Source organism: Pandoraea sp. NE5 (assembly GCF_024363545.1).
Classification (GTDB): Bacteria; Pseudomonadota; Gammaproteobacteria; order Burkholderiales; family Burkholderiaceae; genus Pandoraea; species Pandoraea cepalis.
Genome location: NZ_AP025517.1, coordinates 3,034,692 through 3,058,521, shown reverse-complemented (window position 1 = coordinate 3,058,521; position 23,830 = coordinate 3,034,692). Strand labels below are relative to the sequence as shown.

The window sequence follows — 23,830 nt, the reverse complement described above, 5'->3', positions numbered from 1 at the left end:
TCTCGGCGGCGTGGCGCGCATTTGCCCGTAGAATGGCGGACTGACTCGACTTAGCAGACCTCAGGTGCCTCATGCCGGACGCCACGCCCGTCGTACCCTCCCAGCCGACCTCCCTGCCGCGCAATGCGCTCGGGGCCAGCGCCGCCAACGATGACGCCCTGATGTTCGATCTCGCGCCCGTTTCGCTCTGGCTCGAGGACTTCAGCGGTGTGAGGCAACTGTTCGACGAATGGCGCGCGCAAGGGGTCACCGACCTGCGCGCCCACTTCAGGATCGACCCGGCGCACGTCGCCGCTTGCTCGCGGCGCATTCGTGTCATCAAGGTCAATCGACGAACGTTGTCGATGTTCAACGCCCCATCGCTCGACGCGCTCGTGGCCGGCCTGCCGCGCATCTTCCGCGACGACATGCTCAAGACCCACATCGAAGAGCTTTGCCAGTTGTGGGACGGCCGTACACACTTCACGAGCAAGACGGTCAACTACACGCTCGATGGCCGGCGTCTCGATGTGCTCCTGAACGGCTCGGTCCTGCCCGGGCACGAAGCCACGCTGGGACGCGTGCTGATCTCGCTGGAAAACGTGACCGAACTCGAACACGCCCGCGAGCGCGTGACGATGGGCGAGCAATACGCACGCGGGCTGTTCGAATACTCGCCAGTCTCGCTTTGGGTCGAGGATTTCAGCGCCATCAAGTTGTTGCTCGACGACGCCCGTGCGCGTGGCATCACGGACTTCCGCACGTTTACCGACGTTCACCCCGAATTCGTGGAACGGTGCATGACCGAGATCCACGTGCTCGACGTGAATCGCCATACGCTCGCGATGTTCGTCGCGCCCGACAAGGCCTCGCTGCTCGCCCGCCTGCCCGAAGTGTTCCGCGACGACATGCGACACAATTTCCGCGAGCAGTTGGTCGACCTGTGGGAGAACAAGCTGTTCCAGCAGCGCGAAGTCGTCAACTACGCGCTCGATGGCAACGAGATCAACGTTCATCTGCAATTCGCGGTGCTGCCCGGTCACGAGGCGCGCTGGGACCTGGTGCTCGTGGCGCTCACTGACATCACCGCGCGCAAGAAGGCCGAGTCGTATCTCGAATTCCTCGGCAAGCACGACGTGCTGACCAAGCTGCGCAACCGCTCGTTCTATGTCGACGAACTCAATCGGCTGGAGCGCAAGGGGCCCTATCCGGTGACGGTGATCGTCGCCGACCTGAACGGCCTGAAGACCGTGAACGATCAGCTAGGGCACGCCGCAGGCGACGCGCTGCTACGCCGTGCGGGCGAGGTGTTGGGCAAAGCGGTCACCGCCCCGCAGATCGCGGCGCGCATCGGCGGTGACGAATTCGCGTTGCTGCTGCCCTCCACCGATGCGACGAGTGGCGCGACGCTGATCGAGAGCATTCGCCAACTCGTGGAGTTGAACAACTCGTTCTACCCTGGCACGGCGCTCTCCTTCTCGATGGGGATGGCGACGTGCGAGGCTGGAGAGCGGCTCGAAGCCACGACCCAACGGGCCGATTTGCTGATGTACGAAGAAAAGCGCAATCACTACGCCGGCACCATGAACGAACGGCGTGTGCTCGATGGACTGCCGTCCGGCACCGGCGAGATGAGCGGTGGCGGCAGTCGCGACTGAAGCGACTAGCGCGGCTGGAACGCGATCAGGCTCATGCCCGCTAACGCAATGGCCACACCGGCCATGTCCCACGGCGTTGGGCGCACCCCGTCCACGAGCCATAGCCACACGATCGCCACGCTGATATAAACGCCGCCGTACGCCGCATAAACACGACCGGCCGCCGACGGATGCAGCGTCAGCAGCCACGCGAAAAGCGCGAGCGACATCGCCCCCGGCACAAGCAGCCATGCGCTGCGATCGTGCTTGAGCCACAGCCAGGGCAAATAGCAGCCGACGATCTCCGCCACCGCCGTGACGACATAAAGCAGGAAGGTTTTCATCGTGCGATTATGCCCGGCGCGAATCGAATGCGTCATATCGCAGGCAACATCGACAGGCTAATCGCCGGGTGGCCTACAATGCCGCGTCTACCGGAGAAGCTCATGGAATCGTTGGAAGCACGCGTCGTCGAACTCGAAGTCAAGGCGGCGTTTCAGGAAGATTTGCTTGAAACGCTCAACGACATCGTCACGCGTCAGGAGCAGCAGCTCGATTTGCTGCAAAAGCAGATCAAGGCGCTGTACCAGCAGATGCAGTCGCAGGGACAGGGGGGGAACGATGGCAATCCACGCCATGAAGTCCCGCCGCATTATTGAACTGGATCGAACCGGATCGAACTGGCGGGCCGGTAGCGCCGTTGCGCGAAGACGAACGTGCGTGGGCACGGATTGACACGGTTCGCACGGGCAATTGCCGCACGCAGAACGATTCTGCGTCGTCCGGGTCACATCATCATCGACGATTCAGGCATGGCCGCGCCGTGCCGTGCCCGTCCCTCGGACCTTCGTAACATGACCGCTTACCGCCCGCCTCGTCGCCTCCTCCCCACCGACACCTCGGACAGTTCCGTGACCTCGCGCCGCGACGCGCTGCGCCTGACGGCGGCGGGGCTCCTCGGCCTTGCGCTCGCCCCGCTCATGCGCCCGGCCAATGCCGCGTACAACATCTGGACCGGCGAGTACACGATGACACGTCAGGACATCGAGGCGGCCGTCGGCAAGCGCTTCCCCACCACGCTCAACTACGGCCAACTGCTGTCCGTCGAACTGACGCATCCGAAAATCGGCTTCAACCCGCAGGCCAATCGCGTCATCACGCAGATCGACGCGCAATTGCAGAACGTCTTGCTGCAAGGCCAGCCGCTCGCTGGCGTGCTGAGCCTGTCGAGCGCGCTGAAATACGACCCGGTCAAACGCGCCGTGTTGCTCGACAACCCGAACGTCGAGCGTGTGGATGTGAACGGCATGCCCCCGGCATACGACCAACAATTGACGGCCATTGGCGGCTCTCTCGCCCAGCAAGTACTCAATCAGTATCCGATCTATACATTCAAACCCGAGCAATTGCGTTATGGCGGACGCGATGTCGAGCCGGGCGCCATCACCGTGCTGTCCGACGGCATCAAGGTCGAAGTCAAAACGAAGTGACAGGATCGCGCGCCGTGTCGCAAAAGAACAAGGGCAGCCCGCGGGCTGCCCTTGCCTTATGCCGCAGGGTTCTCCGGCGTCGCGCTTGCGCGTGAGACCGGGAACGCCACGAACTCAGACCACCGTCAGCGTCACGTCGATGTTGCCACGCGTGGCGTTCGAGTACGGGCACACGATGTGTGCCTTCTGTACCAGCGCTTCGACCGTCGCGCGATCCACGCCCGGCACGCTGATCTTCAGTTCCGCCTGAATGCCGAAGCCCGTCGGGATCTGGCCGATTCCGACGCTTCCGTCGATCTTCGTGTCGGCGGGCAGCGCAATCTTTTCCTTGCCCGCCACGAACTTCAGCGCGCCCAGGAAGCAGGCCGAGTAACCCGCGGCAAACAGTTGTTCCGGATTCGTGCCGCCAACGCCCGCGCCGCCCATTTCCTTGGGTACAACCAGCTTGACGTCAAGCACGCCGTCGGACGACACGGCACGGCCATCACGGCCTCCGGTCGCGGTGGCATGGGCGGTGTACAGCACTTTTTCGATCGACATAACGAACTCCTGGTGAGTAGAGAATTTCACTTCCAAACTTCGATCGCCCCAGCCCGGCACACCTTCCCGGTGTTGCCTTCCGGCCCGACGACCCCTCTGACATCCGCTGGCCGGCTCGTGCGAGCCGGCGTCAACTCAAGCGACGCCGCACACCGACGCCACCACATCCTCCAGGCGCGACGGCGCCCGGAACAAACGGGAAGCCATCACGCTCCCCTGAAACCCGGCAAACAGCGCACGCGCAGTACTATCGGGCGACGACGTCAGCGTGAGCGAACCGTCTGCCACGCCCTGGGCCAGCACACGTGCCAACCACGCTTCGTGATACGCGAAGAATCGCTGCACCGCTTCGCGAACCGTCTCCGGCAGCGTTTCGATGTCGGCCGCCAGCATGCCGCACAGACAGATCCGATGCCCGTCGGCCGCGATGCGCCCGAATCCTCGCGCGTACAACGCCAGCTTCTGCGCAGGCGGCAGTGCCTCGTCGATGCCCGCCAGCCCTTCCTTGATCAACGCGTCGTAAGCCTTGATGGCTTCGAGTACGAGATCTTCCTTGGCCGGGAAGTAATAGTGGATGCTCGACGTCTTGACCCCGACTTGCTCAGCGAGGTCCCGATAGCTGAAGCCGTTGTAGCCCCGCGTCATCAGGAACCGCTGCGCATGCTCGAGTAGTTGTTCCTTGACCGTCGGTGTCGTTGGCGATGTGTGTGTGCGATTCATGAAACGAACTTTATCTATCAGTAGATAGATAGTCAAGCCGTTTTATCGGATCGATCGATGGATTTTTTCAATGAAGGCCATAGCCGGGACGCCACTTCACCCCCTCCCATGTACGGCGCCCAAGAAGACAAACAGCGAATCTTGCGAGCCGCTGCTCCATGAATGGCCAAATCTCGCCAGGTGTCCGACGTCGCTCAGAAGTCGATCTTCGCGTTCAGGCTGACCATGCGCGGGTCGGCCGGCTTGATGTAGTTGTCGTACTGATATTCCCAATACTTGCGGTTGGTCAGGTTGCTCACCGCCGCGCGCAGCGTCACGTCCTTGCCTGCGACGCGCGTGCGGTACGTTGCGCCGAGGTTGATCAACGTATAGCCCGAGACGGTCAGCGAGTTCTGCGGATTGAGCGCCGTGCGACCGTTGTAGCGAATATCGCCCCCGACCGACAGACCCGGCACGTAAGGCACCTTGTACTCGACGTTGCCCGAGAGCACGAAGCGCGGCGCGCCGCCCACCCGGTTGCCGTCGAAACCGTTCGTACGGGCGTACCAGCTATCGAGCGCCATGGCGCTGGCGCCGAGCGTCCACCGTGGCCCCAGCTTCACCGCCCCCGCCAACTCGATCCCCTGGTAGATCGACTGGCCATCCGAGACGCGCGCGTTGGCGCTGTTCGTGTATACCGCACCCCGTTCAATGCGGAAGAGCGCCGCCGTCGTGCTCCATGTGGCCTGTTCCGTCTTCACGCCAACCTCGTACTGACGGCTCTTGAACGGGTTGAGCACCGCGCCCGCGTTGGCGTAGGTCGCCCCCACCACTTCGCCAGCCTCCAGCGCTTCCACATAGCTGGCGTACGTCATCGTGTTCGGCGCGAGCTTGTACATGATGGCGAGCGTCGGCGTGAACACACCGTTCGTCGAGTAGGTCGAGATCCCTAGCGCGTTCGTCTGATTGTAGTTCGTGAAGCGCGCGCCACCGAGCACCGACAGTCGATCCGTGATCTGTACCGTGTCGGAGGCGAAGACCGAGCGCTGTTCAATGGCGCTGGCGCGTTGCGCCTGGAGCGTCGAGCCGTCGCCAAAGAACTGATACGACGCCCCCTGGTACAGATTGCCCGAGTATGTCGAGAAGGGAACATACGCGTTCGCGGTGACCGGGCTGTACAGATACGCGTAGTCGTTCGTCTGATACTGCGATGCGTAGCCGAACGTGAGCCGGTGCGCGAGTGGCCCCGTACGAACCTTGCCCTCGGCCGCCACCTGCCACGCGTGGAACGTATTGATTTCGTCGCCCAGATCGTTCAGGCCACGGAAGTCGCCTGCGCCGTTGAGCAGATAGAGCGTGGCTTCGTTACGGTCGCGCGTCGACTTGTTGTAGCCGAAGTTGGCCGACACCTTCCAGTCCGGATTCAACTGATATTGCAGGCCGGTCGTGTAGAACTGCGTGATGGTGTTCAGATGCGTGGCCTGCGTCTGAAGTTTCGCGTTCGACACATTGATCGGCCCCGGCAACTGATGGCCCTGGAAGGACGCCGTCGAGAGCGAGGGCGTGGTGCCCGTCGCCCGGCGATCCTGGTACATCGCGCCGAAGTTCCACGTCAGGTCGGGCGTCAAACGTGCGTCGAGCGCGAGCGACACCGTGTCGCGATTCAGATTGCCGTCCGAATAGGTGCGGCCTTCCTCGTGCGTGTAATTCAGCCGGGCGCCGAACATGTCGTTCGGCCCGGCACGCCCCCCGAGATCGACATGCTCGCGCCAGATGCCGTTCGAATGGAAACCGACATCGATGCTGGCGATGCGCTCGTCCGTCGGCTTTTTCGTCACATAGTTGACGACACCGCCCGGGGCAACGAAGCCGTACATGAAACCGGACAACCCCTTGAGCAGTTCCAAGCGGTCGAACTGCTCGTACGGCATCGTCACGCCGTAGGTCATCACGGGCATCCCGTCGAGCTTGAAGCCGGATTGCCAGTCGATCGGCATGCCGCGCACATAGATGTAGCCGGCCCAGGCATCGAAGGCGTTGCTGCCGTCGGTCACCGAGGCGTCGGTCGAGAACACGTCGCCAAGCTTCGCGGGTTGGCGTTGTTCGAGCTGCTCCTGGCTGACCACCGTTGTGGAGAACGGCGTATCGAGCTGGCTGCGCGAGCCAAGCGCGCCGGATTGCACTGGCTGCTTGAGGTTCTGCGGCGTTTCACGCAGGGCCGAGCCGGTCACCGTTGTGGCCTGGAGCGTGGCTTGGGCATCGGCGTCGGTTGTCGTTCCATCCGTGGACGTGGCCGCCATCGACTGGGCGATGGCCGGTGCGGCGACAAAGGCCAGGAGTGCGGCCAGCGCGAGCGGCGCCAGACGGCTTCGGGGAACGACGACGTTGCCCGTAGCGGTGCGGCCAGCCTCCCCCGAGGCGCCGTGATGGTAAGCGAAGGTCATGCTGCAAATCCCGAGTGACGATTTGAAATATTTATTGAATGCGAATCGTTAACATTCCCATTCAAAGATCGGAATATTAACAAACGTTCACGTATCGTCAACAAGTGTTGAAGATCGGCGTCGCGGGACAACACGGAAATACAACATTTCCATCCCATACAGGAAGGGAATGTTGGCAAACGACGCTGCCGGACAGTTGCCGCGGCGGTGGTTTCGGGGCGGTGGTCTGACCGGCGCATCGGAAACCGTGTCAAATAGGCTAGTATTGCGGCACTGTCGCCGACCGAGCGGCTAATTGACTGGACCGCCGACCCTCATCCGGGGCGCGCGTGCAATGTGGTATGGACCTCGACGCCATTGATCTGAAGATTTTGCGGGAGCTGCAAGCGGACGCCCGCCTCACCAACGTAGAACTCGCCTCGCGCGTGAACCTCTCGCCGTCGCCTTGCCTGGCGCGCGTGAAAGCGCTCGAAGCGGCGGGCTACATTCGCCAGCGCGTCACGCTGCTCGATCCGTCCCGGCTCGGGTTGCACATCAACGTTTTCATCCACGTCACGCTCGAAAACCAGAATCGCGACGGTCTGGATGCGTTCGAAACGGCCGTCACCGCATTGCCCAACGTCATGGAGTGCTACCTGATGTCGGGCGACGCCGATTACCTCCTGCGCGTTATGGTCAGCGACATGAGTGCCTACGAGACGCTCATCACCGATCGGCTCTCCCGCATCCCGGGCATCCGCAACATTCGCTCCAGTTTCGCGCTCAAGCAGGTCTTGTACACCACGGCCGTCCCGGTGCCCGACCGCTCCGGCGATGCCTGAGGCCGCGTCCCCCGCTACGTTCGCGACGTCCGACGCCGGCCAGCCCCCGCACGGCGGGGCCGGCCAGCAGATCGCCTTGCACGTCGCGGCCATGTTGTTCGGCGCTTCGGCACTGTTCGGCGAGCACATTGCCGCGAGCAGCGCGATGATCGTCTTCGGTCGCGGCCTCTTTTCGTGGCTTGCGCTGAGCGTCATTGCCCTCGCAGGTCTGGCGGGCATGCGCAGTGCCGCGCGGGTCGCGGGCGGCGCGCCGTGGCGCGGGCTCTCGCCCGCCTCGGCGTTGCGACTCATCCTCGCCGGCGGGCTCCTCGGCGCGCATTGGCTCGCGTTCTTCCTGGCGATCAAAGCGGGCGGCGTTGCCGTCGGCACGCTCGGCTTCGCCTGCTTCCCGGCGTTCGTGATCCTGCTTGAATGGCCATTGCGTCGCGAGCGCCCCACCTTGGGCGACGCGGGCGTCATCGCACTCGTGTGCGTCGGACTGGCGCTCGTCACCCCGGCGTTCGACTGGCGCGCCGGGGCAACCGTCGGTCTCGCGTGGGGAGTGTTCTCCGGCGCCCTCTACGCCGTTATCGCCCTGTCCAATCGCGTGCTGGGCGCGCAGGTCTCGCCGCTGCAGGCCAGTTGGTGGCAATGCTTCGGCATCCTGCTCGTGCTCGGCCCGTTCACCTGGCGCGAGGCACTGTCGCTCCCCGCGACGCAATGGGGGTGGCTCGCATGCCTCGGCGTCGTGTGCACCGCCCTCGCCTACACGCTGTTCATCCATGCGCTGCGCACCGTCAAAGCCAGCCAGGCCGCGGTCGTCATCGCCCTCGAGCCGGTCTACGCCATCGCCTTCGCATGGGCGCTGTTCGGCACCTCGCCCACGCTCAAGATGGCCGCGGGCGGTGTGTGCATCGTCGGCGCCGTGGCCTGGTCCGGTTCGATGCGCTCACGCCGTCCCGCTCACTGATGCCTCACCGCCCCCTCACTGAGGCTCCCATGAGGCCGTCGGCCGTCAGACGAACATCCCGCCCGACGCCTCGATGCGCTGGGCATTGATCCAGCCGGTCTCGTCGGCCAGCAGCGCCGCCACAATGCCGCCGATGTCGTCGGCCTCGCCCACGCGGCCCAGCGCCGTGTTCTCGGCCACCATCTGATTGACGCCCTGATTGTCACGCACCGTGCCGCCGTTGAAGTCCGTCGCGATGGCGCCCGGCGCCACCGTATTGGCCCGAATACCGCGCGCGCCCAACTCCTTCGCCAGGTAGCGCGAAAACACCTCGATACCGCCCTTCATCATCGCGTAGGCCGACGCGCCCGGCAGCGAGAATCGCGCCAGACCGCTCGAGACGTTCAGGATGCGTCCGCCGTCCGAGATCAGCGGCAGCAACGTCTGCGTGAGGAAATACGGTCCCTTCAGGTGCAGCCGCACGAGCTCGTCGAACTGCGCTTCGGTCGTCTTGACGAATGGCGCGTGCAAGCCCGTTCCGGCGTTGTTGACGAGGAAATCGAACGTATCGCGCTGCCAGACATCGCCCAACACGCGCCCGATTTGCGCGGCGAACGGGCCGAACTGCGAGGCATCCGACACGTCGAGCGGCAAGGCCACGGCTTTCGCACCCAGCGCGACGATCTCAGCCACCACCGCGTCGGCTTCCGCGCGCTGGCTGCGATAGGTGAGGATGACGTCGATTCCGCGACGTGCCGCTGCGAGCGCCGACGCGCGGCCCAGGCCGCGGCTGCCACCGGTGATGAGAACGATTTTGCGAGTCATGGTATTTCTCCTGAAGGCGTTGGGCCTTGCCGGTTGGCAACGCCCTGTTGAACCCCATCGACACCCGTGCCGTTCGATGTCGGTGACAGACGGCAGGTTGAGGTGCGGCGGTATGTTCAACAGGTTATTGCAACGAATTTCACCAATAAACCCGCAATAATTGATTACACTGATCAAATTTCCATAACAATCAACGATTGGATCGACCGTCGCTTACCATGCATCAGCTCGACGCCATGCGCATCTTCGTGCGTGTTACGCAGACCGGCAGCTTCACGCAGGCCGCCGACAGTCTTGGCCTGCCTCGCGCCAGCGTCTCCAATGCCATCAAGCAACTGGAGGCCAAGCTGGGCACGCGCCTGCTGCATCGGACCACACGACGCGTGCAACTCACGCAAGATGGCCAAGCGTGCCTTGAGCGATGCCAGGATTTGCTCGCCGACATGGAAGAGTGGGAGACGATGTTCGTCGCGCGCGACGAAGCGCTGACAGGCCGTCTGCGCGTCGATTTGCCTGCCACGCTCGCGCGTACGACCGTCATTCCGCAACTGCCCGCCTTCTTGGCGCAACATCCGGCCCTGCGCCTTGAACTGTCGAGCACCGATCGGCGTGTCGATCTCGTGCGCGAAGGATTCGACTGCGTGCTGCGCGTGGGCGCCGTCGCCGATTCGACGCTGATCGCGCGACCGCTCGGCCACATGCGGCAGATCAACGTCGCGAGCCCGGCGTATCTCGCCCGCTACGGCATACCGCGCTCGCTCGACGACCTGCGCTCGCATCGACTGATCCACTACGCGACGACGCTGGGCGCTCGCCCCGTGGGCTGGGAATACTTCGACGGCGAACGCTATGCGCAGTGGCCAATGGAAGGCGTACTGACCGTGAACAATGCCGACGCCTATCAAGCGGCGTGCCTCGCCGGACTCGGGCTGATTCAGGCGCCCGAGAGCGGCGTGCGAGGGCTGTTGGCCGACGGCACGCTGCAAGCCGTGCTGCCGGAGTTTCAAGCGCAGCCGCTGGCGGTCACCTTGCTGTATGCGAACCGCCGTCACCTGCCCCGGCGCGCCCAGGTGTTCATGAACTGGCTCGCCGACTTACTGACACCACGTCTGACGGCGATTTAATGTTGCGTTGCCATCTGTTGAAGTCGGTGGGCAAATGCCCCACGCGACGACCATTGCGGCTGTCTGCGCCTCACTGACACTCCCCCCCTTGCGATAGCCCCCGCTCGACCATTGCGACGAGGCGCTGCCCCAACCCGTCGACCTGATCGTCGGGCAGATCGCGCAGCGGGCCGTCGATGACCAGCACGGACAATCCATGCACGGCCGCCCAGGCCAGATACTCCGCGCCGGGTCGCTGTGCCGCGTCGATGAGCTTGGCCGCGACCATACCGTCGAGCGCCGCCCCCAGCAGTTCGAACGGGTTGAGACCGCTCGCCCCCGCCTTGGCCGGATCGGCCGCCGAACGCACATTCTCCGACGGAGAAAAGGCCGTTCGAAACAGCCCCGGATGCGCGCGAGCGAAGTGCAGATAACCGATGCCGACAGCACGCAGCCCGGCGCGGGCGCGCGCAACCATGTCGAGCGCCGAGGTCTCCCGTGCCGCCAACTCAAGTTCGATGGCCACCGCCAATTCGGCCAGGGCCGCCGAGCGCACGGCGTCGAGCAAATCCTGACGATTCGCGAAGTGCCGGTACGCCGCATTCGGCACGACCCCGGCGCGGCGCGTCGCCTCGCGCAAGACAACCGCATCCGGCCCGCCCTCGCGTGCCAGCGCAATCCCGGCCTCGAGCAACGCCCGGCGCAGGTCGCCATGTCGATATGTCGTGCGCGCCGGGCCGGCCGTTGTTACCTGTTCAGTCATTACAACCCCTTGTGGACAGTGTCCATTATGTCTGCTATTGTTTGTGTACACTGTCCACAAAGACAAGTTGCGGTGCATCATGTCTCGATGTACCGGGCGGCAGGGGCGTATCGTCGACGTTGCCGTTCCCCACCAGAAGTCACTCGCTTTACATCAGGAGGCACTATGGTTGAGACGTATCCTGCACACGGCGACGAAGCCGCCATTCGGGCGATTCATTCGGCATGGCTCGACGCCGTGCGCAGCAAGTCGGTCGGCACGCTGCTCGATCATTACGACCCTGACGTCGTCGTGTTCGACGTGATGCCGCCCATCGAGCATCGCGGCACCGAGGCGTATCGCCGTCTGCTCGAGGGTTGGTTCGGCCACACGGTCGGGCCAATCCATTTCGAAGTCACGCAGTGGCATCTCGTGCACGCCGGCGATCTGGCGTTCAGCCACAGTGTGAATGTGGTTCGCAACACCGGCCCCGACGGACAGACGCACGGCGCCACCGTGCGCGCGACCGTGGGCTATCGCAAGACGCAAGGTCGCTGGCGCGTGGTGCACGAGCACGCGTCGGTACCCATGACGTTCGCACCGTAATCCTTGTCTGCCGGGGTGTCGCCACGCCCCCCCCCCCTTTATCCGAATCGAGAGGAGCGTTCCATGCAAGTCCATTCCTATTTGTTTTTTGAAGGTCGTTGCGAAGAAGCCATTGCGTTCTACGAGAAAGTGCTGGGCGCGAAGCGCGGCATGCTCATGCGCTACGGCGAGAGCCCTGAGCCGTGCCCGTCGGGGATGCTGCCGCCCGGAAGTGAGAACAAGATCATGCATGGCGAATTCACCCTCGGCGATTCGATGGTGATGGCCTCGGACGGCATGGTGAGCGGCAAGCCCAAGTTCGACGGCTTCTCGCTGTCGGTCGACTTCGCTGAAGTGGCCGCGGCCGAGAAGGCTTTCCACGCGCTCGCCGACGGCGGCGAGGTCAACATGCCGCTCGGCGAGACCTTCTTCGCGAAGACGTTTGGCATGGTCAAGGACCGCTTCGGCATGAACTGGATGGTGATCGTGCCGAAAGAAATGCCGAAGGGCTGAGGTATCGGCGCGCGCCGGGCACTTGTCCGGCCGCTCGCTTCGTTGCTGTGGGCGGGTATCGGCGCCGACGACGGCCCCGCTGCCCGCTTTTTTGCGCCCGCGCGGCGTGCCCAACAAGTTCTTCACGCCTGTGCTATCGTCGCCGCCATGCCATCCGTGATCTCAATCCAGAATCTGTCGAAGACGTACGCGACCGGTTTCCAGGCGCTCAAGAACATCAATCTGGAAATCCAGCGCGGCGAGATCTTCGCCCTGCTCGGCCCGAACGGCGCCGGCAAAACGACCCTCATCAGCACCATTTGCGGCATCGTGCGTCCGACCTCGGGCACGGTCACCGTCGACGGTCACGATATCGTCACGGACTACCGTGCCGCGCGTGAGGCCATCGGGCTGGTTCCGCAGGAGCTGACCACGGACTCGTTCGAGTCGGTGTGGGCCACTGTCTCGTTCTCGCGCGGCCTGTTCGGCAAGCCCGCAAATCCGGCGCACATCGAAAAGGTGCTGCGCTCGCTCTCGCTGTGGGAAAAGAAGGACAGTCGCATCATGCAGCTCTCGGGCGGCATGAAGCGGCGCGTGCTGATCGCCAAGGCGCTCTCGCACGAGCCGCGCGTGCTGTTCCTCGACGAGCCCACCGCCGGGGTCGACGTGGAGTTGCGTCGCGACATGTGGCGTCTCGTGAACTCGTTGCGCGAGACCGGTGTGACCGTGATCCTCACCACGCACTACATCGAAGAAGCCGAGGAGATGGCCGATCGCGTGGGCATCATCACCGGCGGGCAGATCACGCTCGTGCAGGAGAAGACCGAGCTGATGCGGCACATGGGCAGCAAGCAACTCACGTTGCAACTGACCGAGCCGCTCAGCGCCGTGCCCGAGGCGCTGGCTGCCTACGGCCTCACGCTCGACGCCAACGGCACCGAACTCGTCTTCACCTATGACGCCAACATCGAGCAGACGTCCATCGCCACCCTGCTGCGCGACATGGAACGCGCCGGTATCTCGGTGAAGGATCTGCATACGACGCAAAGCTCGCTCGAAGATATCTTCGTCTCGCTCGTGCACAGGAAAGAAGGATGAGCCGCGCCATGAATTTCTACGCCGTCAGGGCGATCTACAACTTCGAGATGGCGCGCACGCGTCGCACGCTGATGCAGAGCATCATCTCGCCGGTCATCTCGACCTCGCTGTACTTCGTGGTGTTCGGTGCGGCCATCGGCTCGCGCATTCCCGAAATCGAGGGCGTGCCTTACGGCGCGTTCATCGTGCCGGGCCTCATCATGCTCTCGCTGCTCACGCAGAGCGTCACGAACGCGTCGTTCGGCATCTATTTCCCGCGCTTCACCGGCACGATCTACGAACTCCTCTCCGCGCCGGTGTCGTATATGGAGATCGTGATTGCCTACGTGGGCGCGGCAGCCACCAAGTCGATCGTGCTCGGGGTGATCATGCTCGGCACGGCCGCGTTGTTCGTGCCGCTGCGCATCGAACATCCGATATGGATGGTGTTGTTCCTGGTGCTCACGGCCGTGACGTTCAGCCTGCTCGGTTTCATCATCGGCATCTGGGCCGACGGCTTCGAGAAACTGCAACTCGTGCCGCTGCTCATCATCACGCCGCTCACCTTTCTCGGCGGTAGCTTCTACTCGACGCACATCCTGCCGCCGTTCTGGCGTACCGTCACGCTGTTCAATCCGGTTGTGTATCTCATCAGCGGTTTTCGCTGGAGCTTCTACGGGCTGGCGGACGTGAGCGTCGGGGTGAGTCTGGGCATGACGCTCGTTTTCCTCGCCGTCTTCCTGAGCATCGTCGCCTGGATGTTCAAGACCGGTTACCGGCTCAAGAGCTGACCCCGCCTGCCGGACGGCAAGCCGTCCGGCGCCGGGCGTGTGCCGCCGCCGTGTCGGTCAGGTCGGCGGTGTTTCGAGAAACGCCGGGAGCGCTTCCGCCTGCACGGAAAAGCTGGCGACTTCCGGAAACTCGGCCGTGAAGTCGAGTTCCGGCACCAACAGGTGATGGAACCGCCATGCCACGGCGATCGTCACGCCGTGCTCGCCGATCCGGTCCGGCGTTGCCACGATAGGCACTTGCGCCAGTTCGACCTCCAGCGCGTGAAAGGCTGCATGCACCTGTTTGCGCACGCGATCGGTCCACGGGACGTGCCGCTTCTCGCTCGGACGCAGTTCGCGCTCGTACACCAGTTGCACCGACTTTTCGCACGCCGCCAAGGCCAGGCCCGTCAGGCGCAATGCGCGCAAACGCTCGGCAGGATCGCTCGGTACAAGCCGCTGCGCCGGATCGACCAGCGTCTCCAGGTATTGCAGGATCAGCGTGGAGTCCATGAGCACCGTGCCGTCGTCGGTCACGAGCGTCGGGGCCTTCACGACCGGATTGATCTCGGCAAACTCGTCAAACGTTCGAAACACGGAGAGCGCGTGATGCGCATACGGTAGGCCCAGCAACTTCAGGCAAATCGCCGTGCGGCGCACGTAGGGGGAATCGAGCATTCCGATCAATTGCATGTCTTGCTCCTGAGGACGGCAGTCGCCGCCGGGTCGTAGGGTCTTGCGTGGGCTGAATGGCGGCGGGCGGTGCCGGCATCCGCACAAGCATAGCGGACGTCCGATGCTCCGCAAATCGAATTCGATCACCGCTTTCTGCGAATTTTGCTCACAAGAGACGCGCGCGAGCCCGTCGCGGGCGAGCGTGCCCGATGACGGGTAGAATTGCCCGAATGGCCGACTCGACAAGGAGACGATTCATGAACATCCTGATGGTGCTGACCTCGCACGACCGCCTCGGCGACACGGGCAAGAAGACCGGTTTCTGGCTCGAAGAATTCGCCTCACCGTACTACGTGTTCATCGACGAGGGACTGGCGGTCACGCTGGCGTCCCCCGCAGGCGGCCAGCCGCCGCTCGATCCGAAAAGCGACGAGCCCGATGCCCAGACCGATGCCACGCGACGCTTCCGTGAAGACTCGGTCGCGCAGCAGGCGCTGGCGAACACCCTCCGGCTCGCCGACGTCAAGGTCACCGACTACGACGCCGTCTTTTACCCCGGCGGCCACGGCCCGCTATGGGATCTCGCGCAAGACCCGAACTCCATCCGTCTGATCGAAGCTTTCGAGCGCGCCGGCAAGCCCATCGGCTTCGTCTGCCATGCGCCGGGGGTGCTGCGTCAGGTGCGCAGCGCGAACGGTGAGCCGCTCGTACGGGGGCGCCACGTCACAGGCTTCACCAACGAGGAGGAGGCCGCCGTCGGTCTCACCGACGTGGTGCCGTTCCTGGTTGAAGACGAACTCAAACGGCTGGGCGGGTTGTATGAGAAGGCCGACAACTGGCAATCGCATGTGGTCGGCGACGGCCGGCTGGTCACGGGCCAGAATCCGGCCTCGTCGGACGAAGCCGCGCGCACGGTGCTCGCCATGATGGAACCGCGTCTGCCGTCTCTGCCGTCGTCCCTTCCCTGATGCACGAGAGGCGCTTGCATCGTGCCGGCTCCACGCGCTGACGCGGCGGCTTTAGTCAGCCCGCATCGGCGCGTTTCCCGCCGGCGCTGCCAATCGGCACGCGCCGGTCAGATTTTCTGCGTCTCGTACGGGCCGAGATAATCCGCCTTGCCGACCGCCACGCCTTGCGCGCGCAGAATGTCGTGCGTGGTCGTGACATGAAAATAGAAGTTCGGCAATGCGAACTTCAACAGATAGTCGACCGCGTCCATCGTCGTCTGATGGTCCTTGAACTTCAGGGTGATCTGTCGCGACTCGGCCCCATCGAATCGATCTTCGAGAATACCGGCGATAAACGCCTCGGTGTTCGCGACGCGATCGCGCAGTTGGTCGAACGTCGTCTCGTTGTCGTCGAACTTCGGCGACTCCACGCCCGTGATTCGCGCGACCGCGAACTTGGCCGTGTCGCTCACGCGCTGCACTTGCGCCACGAAGTCGAGCATATCGGGGGCGAGCTTCGCCTTGAGAATCGTCGCCGGGTCGAGCGCGTTCGCTTCGCAATGCGCGCGCGCCTTCTGCAGGTAGTCGGCCATGACGGTCAGGCCACGCAGATAGACCGGGACGGTGGCGCGATAAAGAGAGATCGACATCGGAAGGCTCCTCGAAGTTTGGCATGACGGTGAGCGCACTCGAAACGTGCGATAAGACATGCTATCAGCCCCGAAACATTCTCGCCGGGCACGCCGACGCCTCACGGAAACGGTGACGCGATCGCCTGCGGGATCGACGCTGCGCGGTGTCACCGCGCGATCGTCCCGCATACGGCGGTGATATGCTTCACTCGCACACCGTGCCTGCCTGCGCTTGCCTCGCATGCCGAACCGGATGCGCAAAACCTGCCATGCAAGTCGACAGAGGAGCTGCCATGGGTGCCCCCCGCCACATCCCCACGCCGACCGAGGCCGCCACCGTTGCGCGCACGTGGGTGAGCCACTTTGCCAAACCCACGGCCATCGGCATGACACTCGCCTTCGTGGCGGGCTATATCGACGTCGTAGGCTTCATCGCGTTGTTCGGACTGTTCACCGCGCACGTGACCGGCAACTTCGTGATGATCGGCGTGCAGTTGGTCGCGAGCACCCATGTCGGCGTGCTGGCCAAACTGTTGGCACTGCCCGTGTTCGTCATCGTCGTCGCGCTGGTGAAACTCGTGGTGCAGCGCTTCTCGCGAACGGAACGACGGCCGCTGCGGCGGCTGCTCGTGGTGCAAACGTTGCTGCTGCTCGGCTTCATGATCGTTGGCATGGCGGCACAACCCATCATCTCGGCCGATGCGCCGCTGGCGATTCTGTCGGGCATGTTCGGCGTGGCTGCCCTCGCGATCCAGAATGCCGTCGGGCGCCTGGTGCTCGCCGATCTGGCCCCCACCACGATCATGACCGGCAACACTACGCAAATCGTGATCGATATCGTCGAGTTGGCGAGCGGTCATTGCAGCGACGACAACGCCGTGCGAGCGCGTCTGCGCAAGATGATTCCCGCCTTGGCGGCGTTCGCTGTCGGGGCCGTTTTCGGCGGCTTCGCGTATCACGGCACGGGGTTCTGGTGCGTGGTGCTGCCAGTGCTGCTGCTCGTGGCGCTGGCGATCGCCAACGAGTGAGCGGTTGACGCTGGCATCACGCGTTTGCCTACGCAGCGCAGCGAATGCGTCCGCGCTTTGGCCGGACGCGGTAAAATCGCATCCTTCAGCCGTGCGCTTCGACGCGCCTCGCACCATCATCCGCCCATCCCCACGCACCGATCTTCGCCAGTGACTGCCACCCCCGCCAACCTTCTTCCGACCGAGAACTCCGCCGATAGCGGCGATGCCATCCACGACGCCCGCCTTTGGCGCGACGACGGATGGACGGCCAAGGTCGTCAAGAACGAGGACGACGACGGCTGGGCGGTCGCCATGTACAAGGACGGCGAATCCGAGCCGGCGCTCGTCGGTCCCTGGACCATGGGGCGTGACAAGAAGAATCCGAAGCCGCTCGATGTTGGCGCTTTCCACACGCTGGTGAAAACGGCCGACGAAGTGCTGCGCCGTCACGAACAGCAGTTGCGCGCCCAGTTGCACAAGCGCGTGAGCGTCGACGGCCCCGACGGCGACATCGACGTCACGCTCGACATCGTGCCCGACGACTACGACCCCCACGCTGTGCTGAGCGCTGTCGACCGTTTCGGCGAAACCGTCGCGTCGGTCAAGGTGCCGCCTACGTTCAAGCTCTCGCGCCACAGCGCCCGCGCGTGGATCGAGAACGATTTCCAGCGGCCCCAGTAAGCGCCCGCTCACGTAACGCCCGGCGTTGTCGTCGGGCGCTCTATCGGGAGCGGCGACATACCCCATTACGTTGAATACCGGGATAGCGGCTCGTCTGGCTGGGCCTTCCAACGCGCTCTATGATGGGCTTCATCGACGCTCCGCTTGCCACGCGAGCGGGCACTCACACTGCCCCGCGTCGATGCATCGCTATGCTCACCGTCAGGAGACCCTATGAAGCGCTTCCACATCGCACTCGCCGTGCGCGATCTCGACGAGTCCATCCAGGACTATTCGGTCCGTCTCGGTCAGCCGCCAACGGCTGTCGTGTCGGGTGCGTACGCCATGTGGCGCACCGATCTGCTGAACTTCTCGATCAATCAATCGCCGTCACGCGCCGGAGAACTGCGACACGTCGGCTTCGAGGACGACGCCGCCCCGGAATACTCGAGCAGCACCGATTGCAACGGCTTGATGTGGGAAGCGTTTTCCGCGAGGGAGCAGGACCAACGCATAGTGAGCACTTACGGGGTAGCGGTGCGTCACGCGTAGCCCTCTGCCCTGCCGTCGGCGTTTTGCGGATAATGAACGCGGTACGGCAGCGAACTCAACGGAGGCATGACCATGCATTACCTGCTCACCTACGACCTCGTCGACGATTATCTCGAACGGCGAGGTCAGTACCGCGACGCGCATCTGGCGCTCGCATGGCAAGCGGCCGAACGCGGCGAACTGCTCCTGGCCGGCGCCCTGGAATCCCCCGTCGACACGGCCGCCCTACTCTTCGAAGGCGACTCGCCGGCTGCGGCGGAAGCGTTTGCGAACGCCGATCCCTACGTAGCCCATGGACTGGTGAAGTCGTGGCGCGTGCGCCCGTGGAAAACGGTGGTGGGGAAGCGGGCGAGTTCGCCGGTGCGTTAAGCGCGACGGCCATTGCGTGCGTTCGCGTCTGCGATTGCCGCATCGCATGCCGTGGATGCACGCGCAATCCACCGCAGAAAAACAAAACGCGCTTGGCGATGAAGCCAAGCGCGTTTGTCGACAACCGATTGAGCGTCGTGCTTTCGGAAAGCTCCGAGAGTCACGCCGGTAAATCTGGCGTCCCCTAGGGGATTCGAACCCCTGTACTCACCGTGAAAGGGTGATGTCCTAGGCCTCTAGACGAAGGGGACATAAAGTCTTCCGTTTTGGTGGAGGTAAGCGGGATCGAACCGCTGACCTCTTGCATGCCATGCAAGCGCTCTCCCAGCTGAGCTATACCCCCGTACGGCGAAGAAGTGAGACTATAGCGCGGTTTTCGAAGGTTGGGAAGCCCCCACCCCAAAATATTTGGCGCGGACGCGACGTATCGGCGTCCATCCCGATCGGCCATGCCGCGCTCGCGCTCACTGACTGAGTCCGCGCGCCTCGATAGGCCATAGCCCTTCGACTCGTCCGTGTCGCACCGCGACGTATCGGTCGTAGAGATTGACCGTCGGATCGCAATGTCCCGGCACAAGCAGGATCGGCTCGCCGAGCCAGGGAGCGCCGTCCTCGTCGGGCGACGCCAGTTCGAGCACGCCATGCTCGTCCGACGCCGTGCGATATTGCGGCTGGCCCGCCTGTTGCGACGACCAGAAGCGAGGCAACCCGGAATCGGTCGCCACACTCTTGAGTCCCGCGTCGCAAACGATGATGCCCGCGCGCGCCGTGCTCATGACCGTCGACGCGAGAAAGAGCCCATGACGAAAGCGCCAGTCGCCGCGCCATTCCAGCGAGCCATAATGACCGTCGATAAACACATACGAGCCAGGCTGAACCTCCGTATAAACGCCGCTCTCGATGTCGAACTCGGCCGTGCCGGTCCCGCCGCCGGTCACCACAGGACAGATGATGCCGCGCGCCTCCAGAAAGCGCACATAGTCCGCCGCACGATCGGCGGCAAGCCGTGCCGTGTCGCGTCGCGCGAGCCAGCCATCGACATGCTGCGCACTGCCGTGATACGCCTGCAACCCGCCGAAGCGCAGCCCTTCGTAATGATCGATCGCGTCGATCAGCTTGCCCACCGCCTGCGTCGAATCGACACCGCAACGCCCCTGCCCCACATCGACCTCGGGCAACACCGCGATGCGCACACCGGCGCGCTGTGCCGCCTTGCCGAGCGGCGCCACCTGACGCACGTCGTCCACGCACACGGACAGCGTCACGCGCGCGGCCATCGCCACGGCCAGCGCCACACGGGCTTCGCCAACGAACTCGTTGCTGATGTGGATGCTGCCGATGCCCGCGTTGACGAACGGAATCGCCTCGGTGAGCTTCTGACAGCAGATGCCCACCGCGCCCGCCGCCATCTGCGCCTGGGCGATCGTGGCGCACTTGTGCGCCTTGGCATGCGGACGCACCGCCACCCCGCGCGCGGCGGCCGCGCTCGCCATGCGCGCGACGTTCGCGTCGAAGGCGTCGAGATCGAGCAGCAAGGACGGCGTGGCCACCTGGGCAAGCGAATCTCCCACACGGGCGACCGGCGGCACCGCAAGACGCCCGGAGGAGGCGCTCGAAGAGTCCGAAGAGGCCGAAGAGGCCGAAGCCGTATTGTCCGAATCGGGCATCACAATCCTTTGAAAGGCATTTGCAAAAAAACGGCATTCACGCGGGCAGCGCGCGGTCCAGCACACATGCCACATGAAGCGCTTGCGTCTGCGCGCCATCGTGGATCTGATGCCGGCAACTGGTGCCGTCGGCAACCACAATGGCATTCTCGCCGCGCTGTCTGACCGCGGGCAATAGCGTCAATTCGGACATCGCTCGCGACGTGTCATAGTGCTCGGCCTCGTATCCGAAACTGCCCGCCATGCCGCAGCATGACGATTCGATCGATGATACCTTCAGCCCCGGCACCCATCCAAGCACCGCCGTGACGGGCGAGAACGCGTCGAACGCCTTCTGATGGCAATGCCCGTGCACCAGGGCTTCGCCCACACCGTCGGGCAGCGCGCGCCAGGCGACGTCGAAGCGCGCCGCCGTCTTCTCACGAACCAGAAATTCCTCAAAGAGAAACGCGTTGTCGGCCAACTTGCGGGCCGCATCGCCAAAACCGTAGCTCAGCACCTCGTCGCGCAGCGACAGCAGGCACGACGGCTCCAGGCCCACGATCGGCACGCCGCGCTCGACGAACGGCATCAGCGCGTCGAGCAGGCGCCGCGCCTCCGCCTTCGCCTCATCCACGAGCCCCGCCGCGAGGAACGTGCGACCGCAGCACAACGGCCGCTCGCCCGCCCGCCGATTCACGTGAACGGTATACCCGGCGGCTTCGAGCACGCGCTTCGCGGCGCGCGCGTTCTCCGGCTCCATGTAATTGTTGAACGTGTCGACGAACAGCAGCACCTGGCGCAGCCCCGCCGAATCTCCCGCGCTCGGGTCCGCCAGCGGCACCTGATGGTCCAGGAACGAAGCCTTCAGCGCCGGCAGCGAGCGCTCCGGCGCTAGGCCGAGCCAGCGCTTCGCCACGTTGCTGCCCGGCAGCCGCTGCGCCGCATCAAGCAGACCGCCCACGCGGCTGGCCCATGGGGCGTAGCGCGGAAGATAGGCGATCAACTTGTCGCGCAGCGACACGCCGTGACGCTTGGCCCGCGCGTGACGCGCCTCGATCTTGAAGCGCGCCATGTCGATGCCTGTCGGGCAATCGCGCTTGCAGCCCTTGCACGACACGCACAGATCGAGCGCCGCCTTGACGTCGTCGCTGGCGAGCCCCGCCTCGCCCAATTGCCCCGACACGGCCAGACGCAATGTATTCGCACGTCCGCGCGTGACGTGCTGTTCATCGCGCGTGACGCGGTAGCTCGGACACATCGTGCCCGCGTCGAACTTGCGACAGTGCCCGTTGTTGTTGCACATCTCGACGGCCGACGCGAGTCCGTGTGTGGCATCGGTGCCGGTGTCGGGCGCCGTCTGCTCGCCGGTCAGCGCGTTGCGCTGTACGTTCCACGCCGTCCAGTCGAGCGCGGGCGCGATCGGTTGGGCGGCGTAGCCGGGTGCGAAGCGAAACAACTCGCGCGCGTCCATCTTCGGTGGACGAACCATCTTGTCCGGGTTGAAGCGATTGTCCGGATCGAACAGTTGCTTGATCTCTCCGAACGCCGCGTTCAGCCGCGGACCATATTGCCACGCCACCCACTCGCCGCGGCACAGCCCGTCGCCGTGCTCGCCTGAATAGGCGCCCTTGTATTCGCGCACGAGCGCCGCCGCCTCCTCGGCGATAGCACGCATCTTCACGGCGCCGTCGCGACGCATGTCCAGGATCGGCCGCACGTGCAGCGTGCCCACGCTCGCATGCGCATACCATGTGCCCTCGGTGCCGTTACGATGGAACACTTCGGTCAGACGCCGCGTGTATTCGGCAAGGTGTTCCAGCGGCACCGCGCAATCTTCGATGAACGACACCGGCTTGCCATCGCCCTTCATGCTCATCATGATGTTCAGGCCCGCTTTGCGCACTTCCCAGAGCGCTTTCTGCGGCCCCGCGTCGGGCATCTTCACCACGACGCCCGGCAACCCGAGATCCGCCATGAGCGTGGCGAGATCGTCGAGCCTGGCGCGAAGCGCGCCGGCGTCGTCTCCCGCGAATTCCACCAGCAGAATCGCTTGCGGATCGCCGACGAGCGCCGTCTCGATCACGGGACGGAACGCGGGGTTGTCCATCGCCAGGTCGATCATCGTGCGGTCGACCAGTTCCACCGCCACCGGCCCCAGCTTGACGATGTGCTGTGTGAGATCCATCGCCTGATAGAACGTGGGGAAGTTCACCACGCCCAGCGTCTTGTGCACCGGCAGCGGCACGAGCTTGAGCGTGATCTGGCGGCTGTACGCCAGCGTGCCTTCCGAGCCGACCAGCAGATGCGACAGGTTGGCGACGCCGTCGTCCGTATAGGCGCGCGGGTTGAGGCAGTCGAACAGATCGAGGTTGTAGCCCGCGACACGCCGCAGCACGCGCGGCACACGCTCGCGCAATTCCTCGCGCTCGCGCATGGCAATGGCGTGCACGCTCGCGAGAATCGCCTGCGTGCGGGCGTCGGTGGGCGGCGAATGGAGCGCGCCGAAATGCAGTTGCGCGCCGTCGGCCAGCACGGCATCGATGCTCAGCACGTTGTGCACCATGTTGCCGTACTCGAGGGAGCGCGAGCCGCACGAGTTGTTGCCCGTCATACCGCCGACGGTGCATTGCGCGGCCGTCGACACGTCCACCGGGAACCACAGGCCGTGCGGCTTGAGCCACGCATTCAGGTGATCGAGCACGATGCCCGGCTCGACGGTGACCGTGCGCGCCACGGCGTCGAACGCTACCACGCGGCCCAGCCACTTGCTGTTGTCGATGACAAGCGCCTCGCCGATGGTCTGGCCGCACTGGCTCGTGCCCGCGCCGCGTGCGAGCACCGGTACGCGCAGGTCGCGCGCGATATCGAGGGCGAGGATCAGATCGTCCTGATCGCGCGGCACCACCACGCCGATCGGAAAAATTTGATAGATCGACGCGTCGGTCGCGTAGCGGCCACGGCTCGCGCGATCGAAGCACACATCGCCGCGCAGCTCGCGACGCAGACGGTCCTGCAACGGCGTGAGCGCAACGCCGCCGCGCTGCATTGGCATCAGAGGCACGGGCTGGCCGACGAGATTCGGATGCGCGTTCGCGCGAGAGTTCGATTGGGAATTCATGACGTTGCGGGTGTTGGACGAGACGGACCCAGGGCAAATCGGGGCGAGACGATCCTGCCGGGCAGGCGTGACGCCGGTCCGGCAGG

At 64.4% G+C, this 23,830-nt stretch carries 25 protein-coding genes and 2 tRNA genes; 15 read left to right on the top strand and 12 right to left on the bottom strand.

Annotated elements, in window-relative coordinates; all coding sequences use genetic code 11:
• Positions 1 to 71: 71 nt before the first annotated feature.
• Positions 72 to 1,637: a GGDEF domain-containing protein gene (locus PanNE5_RS14010; protein ID WP_017234276.1), complete on the top strand. Its 1,566-nt coding sequence runs from the start codon at positions 72 to 74 to the stop codon at positions 1,635 to 1,637.
• Between the two features lie 5 nt (positions 1,638 to 1,642).
• Here PanNE5_RS14010 and PanNE5_RS14005 read toward each other — a convergent pair whose 3' ends face one another.
• Positions 1,643 to 1,960 carry a YnfA family protein gene (locus tag PanNE5_RS14005; RefSeq protein ID WP_026132006.1) on the bottom strand — a complete coding sequence of 106 codons (318 nt, stop codon included), beginning with the start codon at positions 1,958 to 1,960 and terminating at the stop codon, positions 1,643 to 1,645.
• 102 nt (positions 1,961 to 2,062) lie between these two features.
• Between PanNE5_RS14005 and PanNE5_RS14000 the strand changes: the two genes are divergently transcribed.
• Together PanNE5_RS14000 and PanNE5_RS13995 are read left to right on the top strand one after the other, a co-directional pair.
• Positions 2,063 to 2,275: a SlyX family protein gene (locus PanNE5_RS14000; RefSeq protein WP_017234278.1), complete on the top strand. Its 213-nt coding sequence runs from the start codon at positions 2,063 to 2,065 to the stop codon at positions 2,273 to 2,275.
• 252 nt (positions 2,276 to 2,527) lie between these two features.
• Positions 2,528 to 3,106 (top strand): DUF1439 domain-containing protein, encoded by a 579-nt coding sequence (locus PanNE5_RS13995; protein ID WP_017234279.1) that lies wholly within the window; start codon positions 2,528 to 2,530, stop codon positions 3,104 to 3,106.
• Positions 3,107 to 3,220: 114 nt separating this feature from the next.
• On the opposite strand, the gene PanNE5_RS13990 is transcribed toward PanNE5_RS13995, so the two are convergent.
• From PanNE5_RS13990 to PanNE5_RS13980, 3 genes are all read right to left on the bottom strand, one after another.
• The gene (locus tag PanNE5_RS13990; RefSeq protein ID WP_017234280.1) at positions 3,221 to 3,646 is read right to left on the bottom strand and encodes an organic hydroperoxide resistance protein; all 426 of its coding nucleotides are present in this window, start codon (positions 3,644 to 3,646) and stop codon (positions 3,221 to 3,223) included.
• 135 nt (positions 3,647 to 3,781) lie between these two features.
• Complete coding sequence (locus PanNE5_RS13985) at positions 3,782 to 4,366, bottom strand: TetR/AcrR family transcriptional regulator (protein ID WP_026132008.1); 585 nt, start codon at positions 4,364 to 4,366, stop codon at positions 3,782 to 3,784.
• 194 nt (positions 4,367 to 4,560) lie between these two features.
• Entirely contained in the window at positions 4,561 to 6,789 is a 2,229-nt protein-coding gene (locus PanNE5_RS13980; protein ID WP_261938171.1) for a TonB-dependent siderophore receptor, read from the bottom strand.
• A gap of 341 nt (positions 6,790 to 7,130) precedes the next feature.
• On the opposite strand from PanNE5_RS13980, the gene PanNE5_RS13975 reads away from it, so the two are divergent.
• Positions 7,131 to 7,610, top strand: coding sequence for an Lrp/AsnC family transcriptional regulator (locus PanNE5_RS13975; protein ID WP_017234283.1), 480 nt, complete (start codon positions 7,131 to 7,133; stop codon positions 7,608 to 7,610).
• Positions 7,603 to 8,559 (top strand): DMT family transporter, encoded by a 957-nt coding sequence (locus tag PanNE5_RS13970; RefSeq protein WP_261938170.1) that lies wholly within the window; start codon positions 7,603 to 7,605, stop codon positions 8,557 to 8,559. The genes PanNE5_RS13975 and PanNE5_RS13970 overlap by 8 nt, the downstream gene beginning before the upstream one ends.
• A gap of 45 nt (positions 8,560 to 8,604) precedes the next feature.
• Here PanNE5_RS13970 and PanNE5_RS13965 read toward each other — a convergent pair whose 3' ends face one another.
• Entirely contained in the window at positions 8,605 to 9,363 is a 759-nt protein-coding gene (locus PanNE5_RS13965; RefSeq protein ID WP_261938169.1) for an SDR family NAD(P)-dependent oxidoreductase, read from the bottom strand.
• A gap of 218 nt (positions 9,364 to 9,581) precedes the next feature.
• Here PanNE5_RS13965 and PanNE5_RS13960 point away from each other — a divergent pair, with 218 nt between their 5' ends.
• Positions 9,582 to 10,487: a LysR family transcriptional regulator gene (locus PanNE5_RS13960; RefSeq protein WP_017235250.1), complete on the top strand. Its 906-nt coding sequence runs from the start codon at positions 9,582 to 9,584 to the stop codon at positions 10,485 to 10,487.
• Between the two features lie 70 nt (positions 10,488 to 10,557).
• On the opposite strand, the gene PanNE5_RS13955 is transcribed toward PanNE5_RS13960, so the two are convergent.
• Entirely contained in the window at positions 10,558 to 11,229 is a 672-nt protein-coding gene (locus PanNE5_RS13955) for a TetR/AcrR family transcriptional regulator (protein WP_017235249.1), read from the bottom strand.
• Positions 11,230 to 11,394: 165 nt separating this feature from the next.
• On the opposite strand from PanNE5_RS13955, the gene PanNE5_RS13950 reads away from it, so the two are divergent.
• From PanNE5_RS13950 to PanNE5_RS13935, 4 genes are all read left to right on the top strand, one after another.
• On the top strand, positions 11,395 to 11,814 hold the full coding sequence (locus tag PanNE5_RS13950) for a YybH family protein (RefSeq protein ID WP_017235248.1): 420 nt from the start codon (positions 11,395 to 11,397) through the stop codon (positions 11,812 to 11,814).
• Between the two features lie 63 nt (positions 11,815 to 11,877).
• Positions 11,878 to 12,306 (top strand): VOC family protein, encoded by a 429-nt coding sequence (locus PanNE5_RS13945; RefSeq protein WP_017235247.1) that lies wholly within the window; start codon positions 11,878 to 11,880, stop codon positions 12,304 to 12,306.
• Between the two features lie 147 nt (positions 12,307 to 12,453).
• Positions 12,454 to 13,383 (top strand): ABC transporter ATP-binding protein, encoded by a 930-nt coding sequence (locus PanNE5_RS13940; protein ID WP_039830619.1) that lies wholly within the window; start codon positions 12,454 to 12,456, stop codon positions 13,381 to 13,383.
• A gap of 8 nt (positions 13,384 to 13,391) precedes the next feature.
• Positions 13,392 to 14,153 carry an ABC transporter permease gene (locus PanNE5_RS13935; protein ID WP_026132215.1) on the top strand — a complete coding sequence of 254 codons (762 nt, stop codon included), beginning with the start codon at positions 13,392 to 13,394 and terminating at the stop codon, positions 14,151 to 14,153.
• 57 nt (positions 14,154 to 14,210) lie between these two features.
• Here the strand turns inward: PanNE5_RS13935 and PanNE5_RS13930 are convergent, their stop codons facing one another.
• Positions 14,211 to 14,825, bottom strand: a complete 615-nt coding sequence (locus PanNE5_RS13930) for a glutathione S-transferase family protein (protein ID WP_017235244.1) — start codon at positions 14,823 to 14,825, stop codon at positions 14,211 to 14,213.
• A 239-nt stretch (positions 14,826 to 15,064) separates the two neighbouring features.
• On the opposite strand from PanNE5_RS13930, the gene PanNE5_RS13925 reads away from it, so the two are divergent.
• Complete coding sequence (locus PanNE5_RS13925) at positions 15,065 to 15,775, top strand: type 1 glutamine amidotransferase domain-containing protein (protein ID WP_017235243.1); 711 nt, start codon at positions 15,065 to 15,067, stop codon at positions 15,773 to 15,775.
• A 107-nt stretch (positions 15,776 to 15,882) separates the two neighbouring features.
• On the opposite strand, the gene PanNE5_RS13920 is transcribed toward PanNE5_RS13925, so the two are convergent.
• A complete protein-coding gene (locus tag PanNE5_RS13920; RefSeq protein WP_017235242.1) occupies positions 15,883 to 16,404 on the bottom strand; it encodes a DUF1993 family protein in 522 nt (173 codons plus the stop codon).
• A gap of 275 nt (positions 16,405 to 16,679) precedes the next feature.
• On the opposite strand from PanNE5_RS13920, the gene PanNE5_RS13915 reads away from it, so the two are divergent.
• The 4 genes from PanNE5_RS13915 (at position 16,680) to PanNE5_RS13900 (ending at position 18,977) form a co-directional block, all read left to right on the top strand.
• On the top strand, positions 16,680 to 17,414 hold the full coding sequence (locus PanNE5_RS13915; protein WP_017235241.1) for a YoaK family protein: 735 nt from the start codon (positions 16,680 to 16,682) through the stop codon (positions 17,412 to 17,414).
• A gap of 150 nt (positions 17,415 to 17,564) precedes the next feature.
• On the top strand, positions 17,565 to 18,077 hold the full coding sequence (locus tag PanNE5_RS13910) for a hypothetical protein (protein ID WP_017235240.1): 513 nt from the start codon (positions 17,565 to 17,567) through the stop codon (positions 18,075 to 18,077).
• A gap of 213 nt (positions 18,078 to 18,290) precedes the next feature.
• Positions 18,291 to 18,608 carry a hypothetical protein gene (locus tag PanNE5_RS13905; protein WP_017235239.1) on the top strand — a complete coding sequence of 106 codons (318 nt, stop codon included), beginning with the start codon at positions 18,291 to 18,293 and terminating at the stop codon, positions 18,606 to 18,608.
• Between the two features lie 72 nt (positions 18,609 to 18,680).
• The gene (locus PanNE5_RS13900) at positions 18,681 to 18,977 is read left to right on the top strand and encodes a YciI-like protein (protein ID WP_026132214.1); all 297 of its coding nucleotides are present in this window, start codon (positions 18,681 to 18,683) and stop codon (positions 18,975 to 18,977) included.
• A 175-nt stretch (positions 18,978 to 19,152) separates the two neighbouring features.
• Here the strand turns inward: PanNE5_RS13900 and PanNE5_RS13895 are convergent.
• From PanNE5_RS13895 to PanNE5_RS13880, 4 genes are all read right to left on the bottom strand, one after another.
• Positions 19,153 to 19,228 (bottom strand) — tRNA-Glu (locus PanNE5_RS13895).
• 16 nt (positions 19,229 to 19,244) lie between these two features.
• Positions 19,245 to 19,320: transfer RNA gene (locus tag PanNE5_RS13890), tRNA-Ala, on the bottom strand.
• A 121-nt stretch (positions 19,321 to 19,441) separates the two neighbouring features.
• On the bottom strand, positions 19,442 to 20,527 hold the full coding sequence (locus PanNE5_RS13885) for a DSD1 family PLP-dependent enzyme (RefSeq protein WP_261939850.1): 1,086 nt from the start codon (positions 20,525 to 20,527) through the stop codon (positions 19,442 to 19,444).
• A gap of 154 nt (positions 20,528 to 20,681) precedes the next feature.
• A complete protein-coding gene (locus tag PanNE5_RS13880; protein WP_261939849.1) occupies positions 20,682 to 23,678 on the bottom strand; it encodes an FAD-binding and (Fe-S)-binding domain-containing protein in 2,997 nt (998 codons plus the stop codon).
• Positions 23,679 to 23,830: the final 152 nt, after the last annotated feature.